This is a genomic window from Brevibacillus porteri (assembly GCF_003013475.1).
GTDB lineage: Bacteria > Bacillota > Bacilli > Brevibacillales > Brevibacillaceae > Brevibacillus > Brevibacillus porteri.
This window is the reverse complement of sequence record NZ_PXZO01000023.1, coordinates 25486-43414: the sequence shown is the minus strand read 5'-3', so window position 1 is coordinate 43414 and position 17929 is coordinate 25486. Positions and strand designations below refer to the sequence as shown.

At 48.3% G+C, this 17929-nt stretch carries 14 protein-coding genes; 10 read left to right on the top strand and 4 right to left on the bottom strand.

Features of this window, described 5'->3' with window-relative positions:
• The first annotated feature begins 10 nt into the window (after nucleotides 1-10).
• Both C7R92_RS13840 and C7R92_RS13835 read left to right on the top strand, forming a co-directional pair.
• A complete protein-coding gene (locus tag C7R92_RS13840; RefSeq protein ID WP_106834660.1) occupies nucleotides 11-1885 on the top strand; it encodes a vWA domain-containing protein in 1875 nt (624 codons plus the stop codon).
• Nucleotides 1875-4718 (top strand): VWA domain-containing protein, encoded by a 2844-nt coding sequence (locus C7R92_RS13835; RefSeq protein ID WP_106834659.1) that lies wholly within the window; start codon nucleotides 1875-1877, stop codon nucleotides 4716-4718. Before C7R92_RS13840 ends, C7R92_RS13835 begins: the two co-directional genes overlap by 11 nt.
• Before the next feature lie 57 nt (nucleotides 4719-4775).
• Here C7R92_RS13835 and C7R92_RS13830 read toward each other — a convergent pair whose 3' ends face one another.
• Complete coding sequence (locus tag C7R92_RS13830; protein ID WP_106834658.1) at nucleotides 4776-6905, bottom strand: multicopper oxidase family protein; 2130 nt, start codon at nucleotides 6903-6905, stop codon at nucleotides 4776-4778.
• 292 nt (nucleotides 6906-7197) lie between these two features.
• On the opposite strand from C7R92_RS13830, the gene C7R92_RS13825 reads away from it, so the two are divergent.
• Nucleotides 7198-7962 (top strand): class I SAM-dependent methyltransferase, encoded by a 765-nt coding sequence (locus tag C7R92_RS13825; protein WP_106834657.1) that lies wholly within the window; start codon nucleotides 7198-7200, stop codon nucleotides 7960-7962.
• Between the two features lie 208 nt (nucleotides 7963-8170).
• The gene (locus C7R92_RS13820; RefSeq protein WP_106834656.1) at nucleotides 8171-9895 is read left to right on the top strand and encodes a methyl-accepting chemotaxis protein; all 1725 of its coding nucleotides are present in this window, start codon (nucleotides 8171-8173) and stop codon (nucleotides 9893-9895) included.
• Nucleotides 9896-10009: 114 nt separating this feature from the next.
• Here C7R92_RS13820 and C7R92_RS13815 read toward each other — a convergent pair whose 3' ends face one another.
• Both C7R92_RS13815 and C7R92_RS13810 read right to left on the bottom strand, forming a co-directional pair.
• Nucleotides 10010-11149 carry an ABC transporter permease gene (locus C7R92_RS13815; RefSeq protein ID WP_106834655.1) on the bottom strand — a complete coding sequence of 380 codons (1140 nt, stop codon included), beginning with the start codon at nucleotides 11147-11149 and terminating at the stop codon, nucleotides 10010-10012.
• Nucleotides 11146-11889, bottom strand: coding sequence for an ABC transporter ATP-binding protein (locus C7R92_RS13810; protein ID WP_106834654.1), 744 nt, complete (start codon nucleotides 11887-11889; stop codon nucleotides 11146-11148). Before C7R92_RS13810 ends, C7R92_RS13815 begins: the two co-directional genes overlap by 4 nt.
• Before the next feature lie 217 nt (nucleotides 11890-12106).
• Between C7R92_RS13810 and C7R92_RS13805 the strand changes: the two genes are divergently transcribed.
• From C7R92_RS13805 to C7R92_RS13780, 6 genes are all read left to right on the top strand, one after another.
• On the top strand, nucleotides 12107-12526 hold the full coding sequence (locus C7R92_RS13805) for a hypothetical protein (protein WP_017251591.1): 420 nt from the start codon (nucleotides 12107-12109) through the stop codon (nucleotides 12524-12526).
• Nucleotides 12527-12635: 109 nt separating this feature from the next.
• Nucleotides 12636-13280, top strand: a complete 645-nt coding sequence (locus C7R92_RS13800) for a SurA N-terminal domain-containing protein (protein WP_106834653.1) — start codon at nucleotides 12636-12638, stop codon at nucleotides 13278-13280.
• Nucleotides 13281-13422: 142 nt separating this feature from the next.
• A complete protein-coding gene (locus C7R92_RS13795) occupies nucleotides 13423-14931 on the top strand; it encodes a spore germination protein (protein ID WP_106834652.1) in 1509 nt (502 codons plus the stop codon).
• 35 nt (nucleotides 14932-14966) lie between these two features.
• On the top strand, nucleotides 14967-16148 hold the full coding sequence (locus tag C7R92_RS13790; RefSeq protein ID WP_106834651.1) for a Ger(x)C family spore germination protein: 1182 nt from the start codon (nucleotides 14967-14969) through the stop codon (nucleotides 16146-16148).
• 28 nt (nucleotides 16149-16176) lie between these two features.
• Nucleotides 16177-16404, top strand: a complete 228-nt coding sequence (locus tag C7R92_RS13785) for a hypothetical protein (RefSeq protein ID WP_106834650.1) — start codon at nucleotides 16177-16179, stop codon at nucleotides 16402-16404.
• A 47-nt stretch (nucleotides 16405-16451) separates the two neighbouring features.
• The gene (locus C7R92_RS13780) at nucleotides 16452-16802 is read left to right on the top strand and encodes a DUF2512 family protein (protein WP_017251586.1); all 351 of its coding nucleotides are present in this window, start codon (nucleotides 16452-16454) and stop codon (nucleotides 16800-16802) included.
• A gap of 59 nt (nucleotides 16803-16861) precedes the next feature.
• On the opposite strand, the gene C7R92_RS13775 is transcribed toward C7R92_RS13780, so the two are convergent.
• Nucleotides 16862-17698: an oxidoreductase gene (locus C7R92_RS13775; RefSeq protein ID WP_106834649.1), complete on the bottom strand. Its 837-nt coding sequence runs from the start codon at nucleotides 17696-17698 to the stop codon at nucleotides 16862-16864.
• Nucleotides 17699-17929: the final 231 nt, after the last annotated feature.

Here is a 17929-nt window from a genome sequence, read left to right as displayed (position 1 = left end):
GAGAGACTACATGCAGTGGATGGATTTGGGCAACTTGTGGTTTGCGCTGATTATCCCGGCCATCATCGTCCTCTACCTGCTCAAGCGAAAAGTAGAGGATCGTGTCATACCAAGTACACTCCTGTGGCAGCGCACGATGCAAAACTGGGAAGCGGTGAAACCGTGGGAAAGGCTGCGGCGTAACCTGTTGTTGCTGCTGCAACTGCTCGTTGCCTGCTTGCTCGTGCTGGCTTTGATACGACCGGCCGTTCCCACTGAGGGAATCACATCCGACCATACGATTTTGGTCGTGGATACATCAGGGAGCATGATGACGAAGGAAGGGAACGAGACGCGGCTAGAACGAGCCGTTTCACAGGCAAAAGCACTCGTAGAGAAGCTGGGAAGCAGCCAGACAATGACCCTCATCGAGGCAGGGCGTGAGCCGAATGTTTTGGTTTCCAAAAGTGCAGACAAAGAGCCGCTCTTGCAAGCTATCGAAAAGCTTGCGCCTTTTTCCGGGACATCCGATCAAATTGCTGCGTTGTCATTAGCGGGAGCTATTGCAGAGAATGAACCAGGCAGTGGAGTGGTTTGGATGGGGGACGGAAGCGGGGAACGCAAGCTGGATGGAGGCCCAGTTCCTGCTTTTTCCGGGAGCTTTCAGTTTATGCAGATGGGAAGCACCCGCGAGAATCCCGCAATCGGTGTTTTTGTGACCCAGCCAACGGAAAAAGGGGTAGAGGGACTGCTGCGGGTGGACAATCACGGCAGTATGCCTGCGAAAGGAAAAGTCACTGTTTTTGATGAGCAAGACAAGTTGCTGGATACCGATTCTTTTGCGATTGGGGCAGGTAGCTCTCAGACATTTTCGTTTCAGAAGCTGGCGGTGTCTAGCGTCTATCGTGCAGTCATCGAACCGGAGCAGGACGGACTTTCCCAGGATAATGTCATGTGGAGCGTGCCATTCGCTGCCGGGAGGGGAAAGGCAGCGTTGTATTCGCCAGAGGGGAACCGCTTCCTCCATCAAGTATTGCAGACAGTCGGAAGTCTTGAGGTGGAAACGATTCAGCAGGCACCGGTTACAGCGGCGGCTGCGCGTGACTTGTGGGTTTTTGACGGAGTCGTGCCAGAACAGTTGCCAAAAGGAAACATTTTGTTGATTGCTCCGAACAAGAAAACAGAGTGGTTACCGCTTGCTGGGGAAAAAGAACTGGATCAACAGCCAAGGCCAGTTTCCCCGGATGACCCTCTGCTCAAGCACGTAGATTGGCGGGATGTGCACGTCGCCAAAGGATACGTATTGGACGAGATGCCTGGTATGAAGCCATTGGTACGCGCAGGCGATGTCGATCTGGTCAGAGCCGGGATCATAGACGGTCGTCGAATGGTCATCATCGGATTTGATTTGCATGCATCGGACTTTCCTCTACGTCCTGCTTTTCCGATTTTCATGCAAAATATCGTCAATTGGCTGTCACCTGGTCAAATAGCCCCAATCCCCACGGCACATCCGGGAGAGGTCTTGACCATCCCACTCTCACCTGGAGCGACAACACGTACCTTGACGTATCCGAATGGACACCAGCAGTCTCTTACGGAGGACGCCACGTCGAAAACGATGCAGCTACCGGAGCTGACTGGACTGTATCGTCTTGACGAAGGGGTAGATACCGGGACCAAAAGTACGTATTTTACTGTCCAAATGAATGAGGAAGAATCGAATATTACACCAAAGTCTGTGAGCGTTGCCCGGAAGAATGCCGAAGAACAAAAGGAGAGTGAGGAAGCAACAGCGACTGACACAACAGGAGCACTGGGAACGAAGGAGTTGACCTATTGGTTGGCGGCGTTTGCTCTCTTGGTGTTATTGGTGGAATGGAGGGTGTATCAGCGTGGGTATTAACTTTATACAACCGCTATTCCTGTTGCTATTGCTTCCCGTTGCGTACGTCATCATCAGCTGGTGGCGACATCAAAAGCCAATGCCGATCGCCAGAAAGGCGACAATTGCAACTATTCGTTCGCTCTTGTTCCTCCTTCTGGTTTTGGCGTTGGCAGGGACACAGCTGTTGACACCTGTTCAGGCGAAAACGATTGTGTTTGTTGTAGATCGATCCGCTTCTATGAAGGACGATCCGCGGGTTCTCTCCTTTCTGCGCGAGGCGATCGGGCAAAAGCAAGCAGCAGATAAGTATGCTGTCATTGCAGTAGGTGCAGAGGCAGCGGTTGATCAACCGTTGACGTTACGCCAAGAGGTACAGCCCTTGGGCGTGGATGTCAACCGGAATGCAACCAATTTGGCAGAAGGAATCCGATTGGCGTCTGCCATGATCCCTACCAATGCCAGAGGAAAAGTCGTCTTGCTGACAGATGGTCAGGAAACAAACGGAGATGCGGCACGGCAGACGAGACTGGCGAGGGAGCGAGGAATCGCTGTAGAGGCTGTTTCCTTACAGCAGCCACACGGGGATGAGGTCGTTCTTTCATCTGTACAGGTACCGCAAAGACTGTATGCGGGAGAGGAATACGGCATCACCGTTGATGTGGAGAGTACAATAGCAACCGAGGCAACCCTACGCCTGTATGAAGGCAATCGCGAGGCGGGCCAGCAAACGGTACAGATCGGTAAGGGCAACAATCGCTTCGTTTTTTCGCAAAAAGCGATGCAGCAGGGCTTCCATCGCTATCGCGTGGAAATCGAGCCGCGACAAGATACCGTAGCGGCGAACAATCAGGCTACTGCCTATACACAGGTAGCCGGGGCACCAATCGTGCTCGTAGCCGAAGGGCATCCAGGTGCCGCCAGCAACCTCATTCAAGCGCTGGAAGCGGGCAATATCAAGGTGGAGCTGCGCGATCTTGCACTGCTGCCAAAGGAGCTTGAGGGCTACAAGCAATTTGCCTCCATCGTACTGGCAGATGTGCCTGCTACCAGCATGACTGATGCGGATATGGAACGGATGCGGACCGCTGTACGTGATTTGGGCATTGGTTTGATTATGACAGGGGGGAAAGATAGCTTCGGCATGGGTGGCTGGTTCCAGACACCAATCGAAGAGGCATTGCCCGTTCACATGGATTTGAAAGGGAAGGAACAGCTCCCTACGCTCGGGCTTCAACTGGTCATAGACAAATCGGGCAGTATGAGTGCCGATGCCAGAGGTGCGGATAAGATGGCGCTGGCTAGAGAAGCCGCAATTCGAGCGACAACCATGATGAATGCACAGGACTACATCGGGGTGATCGCATTTGACGATGCGCCATGGGATGTCGTAGCGCCACAATCTGTCACGAAGCTGGATGAAATCCAACAGCAGATCAGCAAAATCCAAGCGGATGGCGGGACCGATATTTTCCCTGCCTTACAGCTGGGCTACGAACGTGTAAAGGCGATGAACACCCAGCGCAAGCATGTTATTTTGCTCACAGATGGGCAGTCTGCAATCGGCGATGATTACGAGGGCCTGCTACAACAAATGACGGCTGAAAATATTACCGTTTCAACTGTGGCGCTGGGTGATGATTCGGATAGGTCGCTGCTGGAGATGATTGCCGAGTTAGGAAAGGGCAGATATTACTTTGCCAACGATGCCGAATCTATCCCGAAAATCTTCAGTAAGGAAACAGCGTTAGCCAGTCGCACGTTTATTGTAGAGAAGCCCCAAATACCAGGCTATACAGGGATGGGAGCATGGCCTACGCTGAAGCATACATTACCTCCAGTGCGAGCGTATATAGCAACAACACCGAAGCAAACAGCTGAATCATCCTTGATGAGTGCTGACGATGATCCGATTCTCACCCGCTGGCAGTACGGCCTGGGGCGTTCTGTCGCCTGGACGAGTGATCTGGAAGGGAAGTGGTCACCGGACTGGGTGGCTTGGGGAGGAAACAGCCGTCTGTGGAACGAAATCGTGGCATGGACTTTCCCACAAATTACAGAAGGCACTTGGAAGACGACTACGAGCGTGAACGGTGCAAAAGGCAATGTGAGGGTTACGATGCCAGCTGGTGGAAGCATGCCTCAAGAGATGGAGGCAGTGGTTCTCAATCAAGAGATGAAGCGAGAGGTCATCAAGCTTAAGCCGGTTGCGCCAGGCGTCATGGAGGGTGAATTCGAGACAGCTGATCCGGGCACTTACATGATTCAGATCTCACAAAAAAATCAAGGCCGAGTCATGGCGAGCCAAACGACTGGATTGACCGTTTCCTATTCACCCGAATACGGAATACATGCTGATGGAGAGAAAGAACTTCAAGAGTGGCTAAGTGCCGGTGGAGGGAATCAGATCACCAAACCGGAAGAAGCTTTTGGCGGCACGCTTCCTGATAAATGGGACACACAGTCAATCAGTGAGTGGTTGCTGATGTTGGCGGCTTTGCTGCTGCCAATCGATATCGCCGTTCGCCGTTTGCAGTTGCCGGATCAATGGTGGGCAAGGCTATCTAGTCTATGGAGATTGCGCAAGTCCACGTCTGCCGATTCTGAACAACAGGCAGTATTGTCTCGCCTCGGCGAGAAGCGCTCTGCGACAAGACGGACACGTGAAGAGCGGATAGATGACCAGAAAGTCGTATCTGCTCCCCTTATTCATCCGGTAGGGACGGCTGGAAATCGGGTGAAGCCAGCAGCAATCAAGAACGAGCAGGCAAAAGAGAAGCAGGAGAAGCAAACACAGCCTGACGAAACGCTAAACAGACTATTGGCGGCCAAGAACCGGAAAAAGTCTCAGTAACAGACAAAAAAGAAAGCAGCAGCCTGGCGAAAATCGCTACGGACTGCTGTTTTCTTTTTAGAGATGCTCTTCATACACGAGCGGGATTGCTATACCAAAAGCAGTGTCACCTGTAGGCAGGCTCTCTTCCATTGATGCATCAGAATTATTCGCGCGGAAAGCAACTTCATAGGTTTCACCTGGCGCTACCTGGAGAGTGTCCGTCCACCATGGACTTCCTGTCACCTTTTTGCCGTCTCGACTCAAGATGAGCATGTGATGACCATGCAGATATATCGATTGATCCTGGAAGCTGCGGTTGACGAAAGTCAGCTTTATGAGATCCCCTTCTTCCATCATCATTCGTGTCTCAGGAAGCAAGTCGCCATTTACCGTCGACAAACGCTCGAATTGACCGTCATAAAATCCGTACTGACCATCAATGAGCAGTTGATATTCCCGATCAAAATGGGAAGAGAGATCAAAAGGAAGCGCAATCGGACTGCCGTAACGTGCAGGGTCAAAGACAGAAAGCTCTGCATCTAAGAAGGGCACAGCATCTTCGGACCCGTCTGGACGTAAGAGTAGCCCTTTGTCTTGCTGGTTTGCAGCTGGAGCAAATAGCACGGGACGATTAGGCATCGTAAACTGAATGTCGTATCGACCGCCTGCCCCCGGCTGCAAGGCTTGATTGGCAATTAAATTCGGTTCGTTTACCTCGGTTCCGTCAATCGCTACTACCTGAAAAGGAGTTCCTTGCAGCAAATAGGTGACAGGAGCATTTTCTGCGTTAATAAAGCGAAGGCGAACCGTTGTGCCAGGAGTAACTGTTTCGATTTTTCGTGTATGTGAGCCGTTTAACATCGCGCCTGCCTTTTCGTCCTTGTGATGAATCATGGCGATGTCGCGGATGGGTGCGCCTGTAGTCGTAGCCTCGGCTGGCTCGATCACAAGGGCGCCGAATAGTCCGTTCACTACTTGCTCAGGAATTTGCTGATGAGAATGATACCAATACGTTCCTGTTTGTTCTGCGCGAAAACGATAAACAGATTTTTCTCCTTTTGCAATGCGATCATAGCTAGCGGGAGTCTGCATGCCATGCCAGTGGATGTCTATCCCTTCGGAAATATCCTTGTTCAAAAGGATGATTTCGACGAGCTCCCCTTGCTTCATACGCAGCTCAGGCCCGGGATATTGTCCATTCAGGGTCCATGCTTCTACGGTTTTTCCCGATGCTTGAAGGATGGTTGTTTTCTGTGCGTTCAGCGAAATCGTTCGATCAGGGGTTTCTTGTTTTGGTTCTGTTGGCCCATCGACACTTCCACGTTTCCCTGTGGAAGGCATCGAATGTGCACTCGCCTTTACAGGGAAAACGAAATCGGGGAAAGCGTGATCGTCCTGATTTTGACCTCCCAAAGGTGAATGATCGGGAAGGCGACTCGCTATCATCACTTGATTTCCCCAGATCGTCGCAAGTAAAGCAGTCATCAGAAGAAACGCGGCAAAACGGATAAAGCGATGCAGGCGGCGTGGTTTTACCCAAATTTCCGCAGTGGAATGGTATTGATGCTGCCACGATTGCCGAATCCAGAGCAGGGAGACCCCGGCTAATAATACGCCCCAAGCGAGAAACAAAATGGACGGTTCCAGTGTAACAGCCGGAAAAAAGACTTGAAGAAAGAGTGCGATCAGACAACTCAAGACGCTAGCTTGTAGCGGAACGAGCAATTCGGGGCAAGATGCGTCTCCTCGCCACTCTGCATCTAATGCGTCGTTTAGATCTGGCGAGTTTGCTTTTGCAGACCTAACATTTTTCTCTTGTAACAAAATGCGGGTATAATCCGTATCTACTTGTGACTGCCTTGACTCTCTGCCGCCTTTCCCGGTCAACTCCCACAATCGTGGAAAAGTAGAGAGAAGGCAAAAGAGCAATGGAACAAAAATAAAAGGTAAAAAGCCAAGCAACGTATCCTTTATGTAAAGCCAACCAAAGGATTCAAACAAAACCCATGTCATCACTAAATGCCCAGCAAATACAAAAAGGGCCGACCATGAAAAACATAAAGTGATGCGAGCACTGCTTATGAAAGCCCGTTTCGTCGGACGGAAAACGAGCTGGTTTGCCATGATTGTTGGGACCAGCATGACGATGAGAAGGACCAGAAACAATCCTTGATGAATCCCGGCAAGCACTTCAAAATCAGCCATGATCAGTTCCTCCTGTTTACTAGTTCGATACTAATGATATAGAGAAACGGCTGAAGACCAAACGTACCGAGGCAGTATTTTCACTCCGCCTTAAGTCGGAGAAGTGCGCTTGATCTACATACAGGATATACATTACAATTTTAGTAATCTTTTTCGGATTATTAGAATATTGGGAAGGCGGCTTTTTCTCATGTCCTTTGATTTTGTACAAACGTAACAACGCGCTCGAGCTCCTCCTGCCTCGTCTGGTTTGGAAATGAACAGACTGGTATAAATGAGAGGAGAAGCAGAAATGGAAAATAAGGATTGGATCAAAAGCTTTCAAGAGGAAGTGGAGGCACCATTCGCTGGGTGGGATTTTGCCAGATTGACTGCGACAGGCAGGATGCAGGATGCACCACTTGGCTGGAACTACGTAAATATCGTGAAAAAGAACATGCTTGGGATTCGCTCTATGCTGGAAATGGGAACAGGCGGTGGAGAACTGTTTTCTACGCTTGCGCCGTTCCCTGTGGAGACGTATGCGACAGAAGGCTATGAGCCGAATGTAGCGGTGGCAAAAGCCAATCTGGAGCCCTTGGGTGTTCGTGTGTTTCCAGTAGACGGGGAAGGAATATTGCCTTTTGAGGATCAGTCACTCGACTTGATTATCAATCGACATGAAGCTTATTTGCCGTCTGAAATGAAGCGCCTGTTGAAGCCAGGGGGCACATTTGTCACTCAGCAAGTAGGCGGTCAAGACAATCTCGACCTGAATCGATTGCTGGGCGCTCCAATTTCGCCTGATTACTTGCACTGGAATCTTGCCTATGCAGTGAACGAGCTGAAGGAAGTCGGTCTTACGATTGTGGAGCAAAGAGAGGAAATGAGCTTTTCGCGTTTTTACGATATCGGTGCCATTGTTTACTACTTGAAGGCGATCGAATGGCAGATTCGCGACTTTACTGTAGAAAAGTACGCGGATGCCTTGCTCGATCTGCACCAAAAAATCGAAGCGGTTGGGTATATCGATATTCCTACCCATCGATTTCTCCTGATTGCCCAACAAAAGTCCTAATTAAATCACTACCGATTGTCGATAAGACTGGTAGGGAGTGTTTAGGAAAAGCACCCTTTTTGGGTGCTTTTTTTATCGAGTAGCACCGTGTGAGAACAGCAATGCTGATCCTTTTACGAAAAGGCAAAACCTCCCGCAACAATGCGTCCTCCCAGGTGGGTGGTCCGCAATACACATATCGTAACCGGCGAAGGAGAAGTGAAACAGGATGAGTAAGAGCTTGGCAACACGGGTCGTTGCTCTTGTAGCGGTGATCATTGCCGTCATGATGGCAATCAATATTATCATGATTTACGAAAATAGCGTAACCACTGTTGAAAAGACACTCTCGCGCTCAAGCATCAACACAGCCTTGCATATCTCCCAAGGGCTTGACTCAGAGAAGATAGCGAAATTTATATCTCAGCCACAAGAATCTGACGACTATTGGTCTATCCGAAATTTGTTGCTTGATTACACCGAAAAAACAGGTGCCCTTTATGTTTATATTCTTCATGCAGACGGTGAAAAGGTAAGGATTATGGTGGATGGAACAGCGAAGGGAGCAGAGGGAGCATCTGCAATCGGTCAAGAGACGACCTCTACCGGTATTGCTGATATTGCTCCTGCTCTGGAAGGCGGATCGAACAGTACGCCAATCGTCAAAGACCCTGTGTACGGGGACTACCTAAGTGCATTCGCACCGATTGAAGATCCATCTGGTCAAGTGATTGCGGTGCTAGGTGTAGATACTGCGGCAGACAAAGTGGAACTGATTAATGATCAGGTTTTGGACGAGACCATGCCACGGATCATTCTCTCTATGATTGTCGTAACGATTATTGCTTTGGTTGCTGTATTCTTTTTGATCAAGAAGATGCTGCGTCCACTGCAAGTTGTACAAGAGGCGTCTATGCGCATTGCTTCTGGTGATCTCACGTCTACAGAGATTGCTGTTTCCAATAAAAAAGACGAGATTGGCCGAATTGTCGTTGCTTTTGGAGAGATGACGACACAGCTGCGTCAAATCATTGGCGGTGTAAAAGAGACAACCGAGCATATCGACAGCATGGCGAATTCCATTCGGGAAGGTGCCAACTCTGTCCGCGAGCAAAACAAAAATATCGTGGTTACCAGCCAAGAGATTGCGCAGGGGAATGAGCAGACAGCAACTGCGATGGAGATGACGGTGCAAACGGTTCAAGAATTCTTGAGCGAGCTGTCTGAATTGAATACAGCGATGGACGAGATGGATGCAGTATCCAATCGCGTGTCCGATATCGGAGAGAGCAGCTACAAAGTATTGCAAGAGTTTTTGGCAGATGGAACAGAGACGAACAAACAATTTCATGAAGTGCAAAATACAATGGCGATTCTTGAAGAAAAATCGAGCCGAATTAACGACGTGATTGAAACGATTCAGCAAATCGCCGGACAGACGAATCTGTTGGCGCTGAATGCAGCCATCGAGAGTGCGCGTGCTGGCGAAGCGGGCAGAGGCTTCGCTGTGGTAGCGGGAGAAGTTCGCAAGCTGGCTGAACAGACAGGTGCGGCAACCCACGTCATTCAGGAGAGCATCAAAGACATTCAAGATCAGGTAAGACAAGCTACGGAAAAGACAAATGCGACGCTGGATCGATACAACGCGGGTACAGAGCGTTTGGATTCCGTTACACAAGGCATAACGGCTCTGTCTGACATGACGCATACCTTGAAGACGTCGCTTGCGAATGTCATGGCGAGCGTAGAGACGATGAAGCAAGGTCAGAACAAGGTGAATGAATCCGTGTTGACGGTTACTGCCATCTCGGAACAAACAGCAGCAGCTACTGAAGAAGTATCTGCTACGATGCATGAGGTCAGTGGAAACGTTGATCAGTTCGTGTCTGAAACGGAGCAGGTGACAGACAGCATTCAGGAGCTGCGCAGCAAGGTGGATACGTTCCGACTGTAGACAAATTACTTTATCAATAAATAAAAAAGCAGCTCTTCTACTGATGAAGAGCTGCTTTTTTTGTAGCTGTAGTGGGGGGAAGAAGCAGCTTTTCATGTAAACGGGAAGCTTACACTACAAAATTCCAATGAGCACAAGAACTACACCGTGAAAACCCAACAGAATCATGCGCAGCCAGCTAAATGACTGTTTCAACTGACTATCCCGAATCGGAAAAATCGCATACCCGTTTCGCTTTTGCTGGTGGCGCCAGAGGGTGCCGATCTGGCTGGCAGTCATGAAGAGAAAGAGCAGGCCGGCAATGATTTTTGCATATGGGCCTGGCAAAATCAGGACCAGGAAGGCGGATAGAAGGATAAGCCTGAAGTATATGCCCGCAAAGTCACCAGATCGAATAAATTTTTTGGTAAACAAATGACGTCCTGCTGTTGATTGACGGTAAGGAAGCAGCTTCGTCAGGGCAATGAGCCACGAGCGTGACTTCACCTGGTGCTGGATGGCAGGGACATCCCGGAAGTTGTTCATGAACTGATAAAAGCGGTGACGCAAGCCGCTCTCGATGGCCAGCAGGCGATACCATTGTATGGAATGTTTTTTCTTATAGGTCAACATTCGCGAATGGAGCCAGATCAAGAGCGCAGCGCAGATCAGAAAACCAAATGGGATCATACCCACGCGTAAGAATTGTCCTTCACTCAATACCCAAGCGAGGAGGATATACGAAAAGGCAAATCGAGCGAGCGTATAGAATCCGATCTTCTTCTGATCTGGCAAACGTAAGAACGTCCAACTGCTGTAAACATTCCACCCCTTCAAGAGCAGGGGAATGCACCAATAAACCCACAGCTGCACGCCTTGTGCACCTACGACCTCTGTATACATAGGCATGAGCAGGAGCAGGACGATAAACACCACGTTGCTCTGAGTGGCAAAATTGTAGACAAGCGCCTTTCGGAAATAGCGATCCAGCCTTACTTCATGCGGTGTCAAAAAAAGCAAATCCGCTTCCAATAAAAACGTGCGTAGGGGGCTTCTCACAACGACAAAAGCAATTACGAGAGCCATGGCATACGGCAAAGGGAACCAGGGTGGGATCATCGCGATGATGCTGCGGTAGTAGAAGGCGAGCAAGCCCATCAAAAAGATCGCGACGAACATCAGGCCGCCATTGGCCATGTACTGGGCATATCGAATGAATTCGACTGAAAAGGCATGGAACCGTTTGCGAAATAATTGATCTACGTCTATTTTCACTGGCCGTCATCCTCTACGATATGCAAGTATATGTCGTCCAAGGAGCTATCTGGGAGCCCTGTAATACCCCGAAGCTCCTCTAGCGTTCCTTGGGCTCTAATCTCGCCTTTGTGCAAAATGATGAATCGGTCACAATGCTTTTCGGCGGTGGCCAAAATATGTGTGGACATCAGAATGCCAGCCCCTTGCTCCTTGCAACGGTTTAACCACGTGAGAAGAGAACGAATCCCCAGAGGGTCCAGACCCAGGATCGGTTCATCCACGATGTACAGAGGCGGTTGTACGAGCAGCGCCATCATGATCATGAGCTTTTGTCTCATGCCTTTGGAAAACTGCTGGGGAAATCGGTCTTTCATTTCTTCCATGCGGAATTCTTTTAAGAGAGGACGTGCCCGTTCATAAAAAACTTCCTGGTCCAGCCCGTGGCTCATGGCCATTAACTCGATATGCTCCCACAGCGTAAGCTCTTCGTAATAAATGGGTGACTCGGGAATATACCCGTAAGACAAACGATAGTTTTCAGGGTCTGATTGAAAGGTCTTCCCCGCAATGCTGATTTCGCCTGCGTTTGGTTCCAAGAGTCCTAAAATATGCTTGATGGTCGTGCTTTTGCCTGCGCCATTCAGCCCGATTAGCGCTACAATTTCCTTTTCGCGTATGTGAAAGGAGATGTCTTTGATTACAGCGTGGTTGTAAGAGTACCCACCCGTTACCCCTTTTACCTCCAACAAGGTTGTCATGGTATCCTCCTTTATGAATAAACGGTCATGTCCCCGTTTATTTGAGAGAAATGCTAGATAGTCTTCCATCTATTTTAGCTGAATTCAGGATTTGGAAATACATTTGTTTGCCGCCTTTTTTTCACGAGACTGAACAAAGAGGGATAACCATACAAGCAATGCTTCTCTCCGCTACATAAACAAGTAGTATAAAGGACGGACGGGGGAGGTGGAATCTATGACAGCGGGACCATATGAAAATCAGAGAAATATAGATCAGCATATACAGCGCATCTATTTGAAATTAGACAAATTCGAAGAACGAATCGATCAGCTTGAGGGACAAATGATAGTAGTCACGAAGTGGTTGGAACGAATTGAACATCAATTGGGACGCATGGAGGATGTGCGTTATGATGTACTGCAAGTTTTGAACAAGTTGCAAACCGAGTTAGAAATGAAAGCAGAGAAGACGGAAAAAGACAAAGATATTATCCTGCAATTACTGGAGAACGATACTCGGGATAAGGAAGCACTCGCTCAGTTCATGGAAGTAGAAAAAGACAGGAAACAAGAACGCTTTTTACAGGTTTGGGCAGTTTTAGGTCCTGTCATCGCCTCCGTTCTCTCCTCTTTTTTTACCCGATTTTTTATGTAGCGCATAATATGTTTAGAATGTGGAAAAGTTGTGTAATACGCTTTCCATTTTTCTACCGTAACTTCTTTCTATACTTGGAGGGCAGATTATAGAAAGAGAGGATATCCAAGTGAAGAAGTTTGATCTTTCCATGCTTTCGGTTGCCATATTATTAACGGGGTTAGCTGTTTTAGGGTTTTATCAATCATGGGCAAAAGGCAATGACCCTGTATTGGTAACGGCTGGCGATACCTCCATTACACAAAATCAGCTTTACAGTGAAATGAAAAAAATGTACGGAAAACAAACGATACATGAACTTGTTGCGGAATCGTTAATCAAGCAGGAAGCCAAGGCGCAAAACATTGCGGTGACGCAAGAAGATATGGATAAAGAGATTGATTCGATGAAAGAACAGGTAGGTTCACCTGAGGCATTCCAAAACTACTTGAAGAGTATGGGAATGACCGAGGCCCAGCTACGGGATAAGTTGAGCGTGCTCATGACACGGGATAGGTTGTTGGATAAAGCATTCCCGGTTACCGAGGAGCAAATCAAAACCTACTACGATACAAATAAAGAACAGCTGGGGTCACCGGCACCTGAGTTTGATAAAGTCAAAGATCAGATCAAGATAATGCTGACTGACCAAAATCGCAGTCAGAACTACGGTACCTGGTTAAATACGCTTCAGGAAAAACATAAAGTAGAATGGCACGACCCATCCTTTGACGATGCACCAGTGCCAGGTGATGCACAAACACCTGCTCCATAGTGTAGAACATATACCAAAAGACCTTGTCCTCTTAAATGAGTGCGAGGTCTTTTTCTGTGAAAACGGATAGGAGCGTTTTGTTTAGTAATGGGAGCAATCGGAGAAACTGTGTTCATAATTGCCGATGTGAGGAGCAATCCGAATGGCTCAGATTGGTTGCAGCTTAGACGACAACGTTCACTATATTAAAGAATCGCTCGGATACAGCAATGATATTGTGATTCGAGAGGTAGTCCTAAATAGCCTAGAACCCATTCGGGCAGCTGTCTTGTATGCGGATGGCATGGTTGATTCGTATTTGGTACAAGCCGTATTAATCGATAGTCTTTTATACAAGACGCGTTTGAAGGAATGGGAAGGGATACGCGAGGACGAGTTCGTTCCCTTTTTAAAAGAATCGGTCCTGACCGTTGGGGATATGGGGGATTTATTCGACTTTCCCACATTGTTTACAGCATTGCTGTCCGGCTGTGTCATCATTCTCATAGATGGCTGCTCGCAAGGAATTCATATTGGTTTGCAGGAGTGGAGGGATAGAGGAGTCACTGAGCCGTCATCCCAAACAGTCATTCGTGGACCGCGGGAAAGCTTCACGGAGACACTCCGTACGAATATTACATTGCTACGGAGACGGATTTCCAGCGAAAAGCTATGGATTGAAATCAACAGAATTGGCGAGGAAACCAAGACAGAAGTCGCGGTTGTGTATATGAAAGGGATTGTAGAAGAGGGTGTTGTAGAAGAAGTACGCAATAGACTGGATCGAATCAGCATCGATGGCATCATGGAAAGCGGAATGATTGAGGAGTTGATCCAGGACGAAGCTTACACGCCTTTCCCAACCATCGCTAACTCGGAGCGTCCGGATGTAGTGGCCGCGAATCTATTAGAGGGACGCGTAGCGATTCTTGTAGATGGGACTCCTTTTGTTTTGACCGTGCCCTCTCTTTTTGTTGAGTTTTTTCATTCAGCGGAAGACTACTATCAGCGCTTTGATTTTAGTACGTTGATTCGCATGCTGCGGTTTGCCTGTTTTTTAATCGCGTTGCTTGCTCCCTCCCTCTATATCGCCATTACGACCTTCCACCAAGAGATGCTCCCGACACAGTTGCTAATTAGCTTGGCGGCACAGCGAGAAGGAGTGCCCTTTCCAGCCTTTATTGAGGCGATCATGATGGAAGTGGCTTTTGAGATATTGCGAGAGGCTGGAATCCGCATGCCGCGTGCAGTAGGTCAAGCCATTTCCATTGTGGGAACACTGGTTATCGGACAAGCAGCGGTGGAAGCCGGGATTGTTTCGGCCGCGATGGTCATTGTGGTCTCGATTACCGCAATATCCAGCTTTATTTTCCCAGCGAGCAATATGTCGATTACCGTGAGGATTCTTCGTTTTCCCCTGATGGTTCTGGCTGCTTCTTTTGGCATATACGGGGTCATTGTAGGGATGCTTGCCTTAGTGTTGCATTTATGCAGTCTGCGCTCATTTGGCGTACCGTATATGGAATCGTTTGCTCCGTTTTCCTTGAAAGAGCAAAAAGACACGATCCTTCGCTTGCCTCGCTGGGCCTTGGACAAACGGCCTGAATCGATTACCAAAAACAATTTGCGTCGCCAATCTAAAGGGATAAAGCCATTACCACCCCAGAAGTAATAGGCTTTTCACAGCATGTAAAGGAGTGGGCACCAGTGAAAGGGATAAAAGTTCTTCTCTGCATCGTGCTCGTTATTATCCTAGCTGGTTGTTGGGATCGCAAAGAACTAAACGATTTGGCTATTGCTGTCGGGATCGGTATTGATAAAGTGCAAGGAGGTTATCAAGTTTCCGTTCAAGTTGTAGACCCGGCAGAGGTCGCAGCCAACAAAGGGAAGCCTGGACGTTCGCCCGTTACGCTCTTTACCATGAACGCTCCGACCATCTTTGAGGCTGTGCGTAAAATGACCACGGTATCTCCGCGTAAAATATACATGGCGCACACCAGGATGCTCATATTTGGCGAGGAGGTGGCCAGGGAAGGGATCTCTCCAATCACTGATTTTGTCTCACGCGACCATGAGTTTCGAACTGATTTTTATATCGCCGTAGCTAGAGGAACAACGGCCCGCAATATCTTGAAAGTGATCACACCGCTTGAACAAATTCCTTCCACAGAAATGTTTGCTTCTTTGGAGACATCTTCCAAAGTATGGGCGCCTACCGCAGCAATTACGATGGATCAATTGATTACCGACTTTACCAGCAAGGGAAAGCAAGCAGTATTGACAGGTATCCGCTTGTCTGGGCCAGGAAGTGAGGGAGACGAACGAAAAAATGTCGAAGAAATAGATACACCTGTCCTGCTTCAATACACGACATTGGCTACGTTCCGGGGGGATAAGCTGATCACCTGGCTGAGTGAAGCGGACAGCAAAGCGTATAGTTACATTACAGGCAAAGTAAAAAGCACGGTTGGAAGCATGCCTTGCAAGGGGGGAGGCCTCTTGACGATGGAAGTCATGCGCGCCGACGCTAAAATCGAGGCTACCATGAAAAATGGCAGGCCTGAAATCATCGTTCGCATCGATTTGGAAAATGATATTGGGGAAGTGCAATGCAAACTCGATCTGACTGACATGGATACGATTAAAGACCTGGAAAAAGAGTCGGAAAAATCAATGGAAGCATTAGCGACAAAAGCAATTGCCAATGCCAAGAAAAATGGCATAGATATCTATGGATTCGGCGAAGCGATCCATCGAAAATACCCGAAAGTATGGAAGAAGATAGCGAGTAATTGGGAAAAGGAATTCACCAAGCTGCCTGTACATGTCATAGCTGATGTGAAAATCAGACGTTTAGGAACCATCAATAATGCCTTTGACGAAAAGTGATTGTGCAACAGGATCAGGGGGAGTTTGTATGTCGACATTTACTGTCATCGTTGTATCCATAATCGTTTGTGCATACGAGCTACCCCGATTGATTCGGAAGCGGCAGCGCAAAGAGATCGCTGTCTTTCTCGGGTTGCTTGTCATCAGTGTGGGCTTGTACGCAGGAGCCGAAAAAGGGGTTGTCCCCAATCCTGTTTATTGGGTGGAAATGGTTTACAAGCCGGTATACGACGGAGTCATGACATGGCTGAAGTAAACAAGGGGCATACTGAGTACACCCCCAGTAAAGGAGAGTAAATAGACGTGGACGGTCTTTTGATGAAGCTGCTCGTTAGTCCGGTGTTGGTCGTTTTGGCAGATGCTCTCTTTCCAGAAGTGAATTTCGCAAATCTATATCAGTCTGTCGGAGTCGGATTTGTCTTGGCAGTCGCCGGATATTTTTTGGATAGGGCGATTCTTACATCAGGGAGTCTTTGGCTGACGACCATGTTTGACTTGATTATCGGCTTTTTGATCGTTTATGGAAGCATTGTGTTTTTGCCGACGGCTCAAATCGCCGCAATCGGGGCCGGTTTTGTTGCGATATTTTTTGGTGTAGCTGAATATATCCAACATGTTTGGCTGATACGCACAGGACGAACGGAAAGTGTATAGTGTTCAACGTGCAAACACACTCCTTACGGGGGTGTGTTCTTTTATGCATAAACAAAACATCACGATCGCTTTGTCACGATTCGCTCAATCCATGACCACGGAAGCCAATTTTTTGCGGCGATCGTGAGCGCCACGCCTCGGCCAACCGGGTAGCGGAATCGTGGCTTGGGAGTGGTGGCTGCATGGACAATCGTCGAGATGACTGCGTCGGGAGCAGGTGCCTTTTCTATGATCGCTTCTACGTGACGCATCAGTTGTTTCATTTGGGAGGCGTATGGAGAGGCTTCTTCAAGCTGTTGGTCTTGCATGCCTTTCTCCCAGATTGCTGTACGAAAGGAGCCGGGCTCAACAAGGACGACTTGAACTTGAAAGGGTAGCATTTCAAGGCGAAGTGATTCACTGAAGCCTTCGACTGCATGCTTGGATGCGGCATACGGCGAGAGACCGGGGAATCCAAATCGCCCACTGATGCTGCTTAGGTTAATAATTCGTCCAGATTGTTGCTCCCGCATATAAGGCAAGACTGCCCGAGTGACGTCGATCAGTCCGAACACATTTACATCAAACTGCTTGCGCCATTCCTCAGAAGAGACTTCCTCCGCAAAGCCGCCCAACGCGTAGCCGGCATTGTTCACCAACAGATCAATGCGCCCATGCTTTGCAATGATGGAGGAGATCGCATCCTGAATTTGTTCCGGAAGCGTAACATCAAGGGAAAGGACTTCAAGATGCTCAGGATCTATATGCAAGCTTGCCAATTTGTCAAGAGGGTCTCTTTTTGCTAGATCACGCATAGCAGCAATTACCTGAAAACCAGCCTTGACTAAAGCGACTGATGCGTGCTTGCCAAAGCCACTTGAGGTACCAGTGACTAGTGCAACTGGTCTTTTTTGCATGAAATTCTCCTTTGATTTGGAAGTTATGGTAGGGTTTAACTGCAAAGTTCACAAATTTGTTCATAAATTTGTTAACAAAATCATAACAAATAGCCTTTGTATTAAGGAAAATTTATGTATACTTAAATGGTTACCACGCTTGGGTAGAAGTGTGCAATACTGCCCCTTACTTTCCTGTTTGTTTTTGGAATTGCTGCTAATACTTTTCCTGTTTGGGCATTATAGTTGTGG